4 protein-coding genes are annotated in these 4,511 nt (G+C 31.1%); 3 read left to right on the plus strand and 1 reads right to left on the minus strand.

Features of this window, described 5'->3' with window-relative positions; all coding sequences use genetic code 11:
* The first annotated feature begins 124 nt into the window (after positions 1 to 124).
* The 3 genes from I6E11_RS14085 to I6E11_RS14095 are packed head-to-tail and all read left to right on the plus strand — an operon-like array spanning position 125 to position 3,342.
* Positions 125 to 1,354 (plus strand): tyrosine-type recombinase/integrase, encoded by a 1,230-nt coding sequence (locus I6E11_RS14085; protein ID WP_235338766.1) that lies wholly within the window; start codon positions 125 to 127, stop codon positions 1,352 to 1,354.
* Positions 1,344 to 2,306, plus strand: coding sequence for a tyrosine-type recombinase/integrase (locus I6E11_RS14090; protein ID WP_235338767.1), 963 nt, complete (start codon positions 1,344 to 1,346; stop codon positions 2,304 to 2,306). Before I6E11_RS14085 ends, I6E11_RS14090 begins: the two co-directional genes overlap by 11 nt.
* Positions 2,290 to 3,342, plus strand: a complete 1,053-nt coding sequence (locus tag I6E11_RS14095; protein ID WP_235338768.1) for a tyrosine-type recombinase/integrase — start codon at positions 2,290 to 2,292, stop codon at positions 3,340 to 3,342. Before I6E11_RS14090 ends, I6E11_RS14095 begins: the two co-directional genes overlap by 17 nt.
* Positions 3,343 to 3,470: 128 nt before the next feature.
* Here I6E11_RS14095 and I6E11_RS14100 read toward each other — a convergent pair whose 3' ends face one another.
* Positions 3,471 to 4,331, minus strand: coding sequence for a S1 family peptidase (locus I6E11_RS14100; RefSeq protein WP_235338769.1), 861 nt, complete (start codon positions 4,329 to 4,331; stop codon positions 3,471 to 3,473).
* Positions 4,332 to 4,511 lie beyond the last annotated feature (180 nt).

A 4,511-nucleotide genomic window follows, 5' to 3' on the forward strand; every position in this document is an offset into this window, starting at 1 on the left:
AATGGAAAAACTGAATATAGATAAAACACAAATTGATTGATTTAAGAAACTTATATCCAATGTCTTTCTCCATATATTGTTTGGATTTTATTTAATTTGGAATTCTAATCATTAAATAAACAATATGGATTTGCAAAGATTAAAAGAACGGTATCCTATTCTTGTCTCTTATATGGAGAATCAGCATTATAGCTGGCAATACATAAAGCATGTCAAGAATGAGGCACGATGGATTCTAAGGGAATCCGAAAATTATGGATGGAAGACATATGATGATGTTTATCAAACATGTGTTAAAAAGTATAGTAACAAGTACACTTTACTTTATAAACGAAAAATGATAAGGGTCATTAAACTATTCGTTTCAGATAATATATTACCTGATGGCTTATTACATGTGCATAAAGCATCGTATTATGATAATTTGTGTAATGAATACAAACGCTTTATCAATGTGTATCGGGATGTTATAAAATCAAAACAGAATAGACCTTTACATTATTACAAAAGTTGTGAGTGTTCAGCATGTTCCTTCTTGTTTAGATTACAAAAACAAGGTATCTATTCACTTGAAGATGTGACAGAGGAAGATGTAATGAATGTATTTAATAATGACAAGAAACTTATCGGGAGTTATCATTTCAGAGCTGAGAATGTGTTTGTACTTAAGCATTGTGAATCATTTTATCCTCCTGGATTGTGTAAAAGAATCATATCCTATATCCCCAATATACGAGTAAAGCGTAAAAATATACAATATCTATCCCATTCCGAGATTGAAAAAATACGAGATATATTAAATGAGAACTCTGTACTTTCGTTTCAAGAAAGAGCTATAGGTTTATTAGCCTTTTACACCGGTTTACGAAGTTGTGATATTGCAGCACTTCGTTTTTCTAATATCGATTGGGAAAAGGATATAATTAGTATCACCCAGCAAAAAACGGGTAAACCATTAGTTTTACCTTTGCGCGCAATTGTAGGGAATGCAATTTATGACTATATAATAAAAGAAAGGCCTAAATCAAAAGAGGATTTTATATTTCTTAAAGTAAATGTTCCTCACAAAAGGCTCCATAGCAGTAATCTATATGCCATAAGTGCTAAAATAATGAAGGCGGCTGGAATTCGAAATGGTTCAGGTGTTTCTAAAGGATTGCATTTGTTTCGTCACCATTTGGCGACAACTCTTTTAGAGAATGGAGTAGATACTCCCATTATAGAAAAAACATTAGGACATTATTCGGCATCTTCTCTTGATACATATTTAAAATCAGACTTTAAACACTTGAAAGAATGTTCATTAAGCATAGATGCTTATCCCATAAAAAAGGAGGTGTTCAATGAAATCTGAATCATTTTTGTCGGATATTCTAAACAAGTATAAAACTTATAGAATAGCATCAGGGCGTATTAGTAATGGCTATTTGGACGGTCTACATAAATTTGAGAGATTTTGTGTAAAAGAATATCCTTCTGCAGATAAACTTTCCCAAGAAATGATTGATAAATGGTGTTGTAAGAGGAAGACAGAAAAGACCAATTCTTGTCTTTCAAGAATTTATCCAGTAATAAGTCTGTTACGGTACACTAATTCTCATAATTTGACAGACTTACGTATCCCTTTAACACCTCGTCCTGTACCAAGAGTTTATATTCCTCACGCATTCTCCGAAGAGGAATTGAATAATTTTTTCCAAGCATGTGATTCATTTGAAACGAAATATGGACTGGTTGGGAAAATACAACGAATCACTATTCCTGTCTTTTTTAGGCTTTTATATAGTAGTGGAATGAGAACAACGGAAGCACGATTATTACGTAGAGAAGATGTATGCTTGGAAGATGGCATCGTAAATATTCGATATTCTAAAGGATACAATCAGCATTTTGTTGTACTTCATGACAGTATGTTAGAGTTGATGAAAAGATATGATGTTGCTATATCTAAACTAGTCCCTGAACGAATATTCTTTTTCCCGACCAGTTCAAATAGCGGATATAATGGGGCTTGGGTTACTCGAATTTTTAGAAAGTGTTGGTATAAAAAGAATGAGGCATATGCAACAGCTTATGAACTGAGGCATCATTATGCTGTGAAAAATATTAATAGTTGGATAGGTCAAGGGCTCACTACTCACCAAAAGTTATTATCGTTAAGCAAAAGCATGGGACATAGTAATATAGAAAGTACAAAATATTATTATTCTTTAGTTCCATGTTTATACGATATTATAGAAGGTAATACAAGCGAAACATTAAATCAAATCATCCCAAAATTACATAAAAATGAAACAAATTTCTAAGGAAGCTCTTCAGTTAGCTAAATATATACATGATTGGATTAGTGTATATACAGTATCAATACAATCTAATAGTCCACATACAATTCGGCGTTATTCTATTACGCTATCGCTTTTTGTTGATTTTTTAGAAAAAGAAAAAGGAATTATACCTTTAAATTTAACATCGGAATGTTTTTCTCGTAAATACATTGAAGATTGGATTATGTGGTTAAAACACTCTCGAAATTGCAGTAAGGAAACCTGTAACCTTAGATTGTCAGCAATTCGATCATTTTTGAAATTTCTTGCAGAGAAGGATATTTCTTATCTCTCATTATACCAGACTTCTACGTTGATTCCAATGCAGAAAACAGAAAAAAGGAAAATTACAGGTATGACAAAAGAAGCGGTAAAAGCTCTTATGTCAGTACCGGATATTTCAACAAAAGTAGGATTAAGAGATTTGACACTATTACTTGTCCTTTATTGTACAGCCGCACGAATTGATGAAGTTTTATCTGCTAAAATTAATCAATTACATATAGAAGTATCTAAGCCTTATATTACTATCATTGGTAAAGGTCGTAAAATAAGGACGCTATACATTCTTCCACAAGCTGTAGCATACTTAAAAAAATATTTAAGCATTTTTCATGTATCAAATCCGGATCCAGATTCATTTATCTTTTATTCAAGGAACAATGGAACAAAGACAAAAATGACATCTGAAAATGTTAATCAACGGTTAAAAAAATATGCGAAACGTGCATATAAAATATGCAAAGATGTCCCTCTTGATTTACATGCACATCAAATTAGACATGCAAAAGCGTCACATTGGTTGGAAGATGGTATGAATATTATTCAAATATCATTTCTATTAGGACATGCAAATTTAGAAACAACCATGGCCTATTTGGATATAACAACAGAACAAGAGAGTAAAGCATTAGCAACACTGGAAAGTGAAAATGAACAATCCATACCTAAGAAATGGAAAATGGAATCTAATAGTCTCACCGCATTTTTAGGCATTTGTAAGATTGTTCAAAAATAAAGTCTTATTTTAAGTTATCTCCCTTATCAGAATAACTTCGGCAAGGGAGATTTTCAATTTCAACGACTCATAAAACAGCTTCTTTTTATAAAATATTAGTCCCTTATTCAAACGGATTGAAACTAAGATTACAATTTTATATTGTTATTTAGAATCTCTGGTATTAAATCTGAATACCAAACATTGCCAAGACCATATGAGTTTCGCCTAATTATAGTCATATCTCCAAGATCAAAAGGTGCACATTGTTGTACAGGTTCTCCTGAATATACACCTAAAAATACAAATTGTTTCTCATTACAATGCATCAGTTTTCCTTCTATCATCGCAATATTTGTTGGTTTACTAATAACAAGACCTCCTGATGACCCTGGAAATAACTGTGCATCTATTAGAAAAACTGGATTATTATTAAAGTGAAGTCCCCATCCACTGGAAATTATTCCTGATTTAACAATTGGGAATTTATTTGCTATATCATAAAAGCCACGAGGATAACTTGCAACAATAATATCACTTGTAACATCAATGTTTAAAGGAGAATTTGAAGGTAAATTGTCGTTACTCAAACTTCCTCCAATTATAAATTTTCTATTAGGATTATTTCTAATTATATCTATGATTAAGTCATCAACTTTTATAGCAACAACATCAACATTAGTATTTTGATGCAACAACATGCGTTGTTTTAAATCTGCTTGATTTAGTGAGATTGGGACCCATTCAACTTTATTATTAATAATTTCTCGTAAATTAAACACGAAATAATCAGGTATAACTTCACATTCATTTATTCTGGGAAGAGCAACATGGCGATTGGTTATTAAATATGTTCCTTCTATAGCTCTCCATTGTCCTCCTTCAACCTCAGGATTTTTAGGAGACATTACATTATAATAAAAACCAGACCCTTGTGACTTAAACTGTTTTGAGCCACATTCTATTAAAGTAGTAAGCCCATATAAGGCATTATCAAATTTATTATTCATTTTTTGTGTAAAGTTAAGAAATATATTTCATTAAGGCTATACAATACTCGAATTTCGCAAAATATTAATTCTAGTATGAGACAACTTCCAAAATAAAATCCAAACAAGTGTAATATATAATATATTGAATATAAGATATATAATTAAAATTATTTAGTTTTTATTCGTATTCAGTTTTTC

It is taken from the genome of Bacteroides caecigallinarum (assembly GCF_021531075.1).
In the GTDB taxonomy this organism is placed as follows: domain Bacteria; phylum Bacteroidota; class Bacteroidia; order Bacteroidales; family Bacteroidaceae; genus Phocaeicola; species Phocaeicola caecigallinarum_B.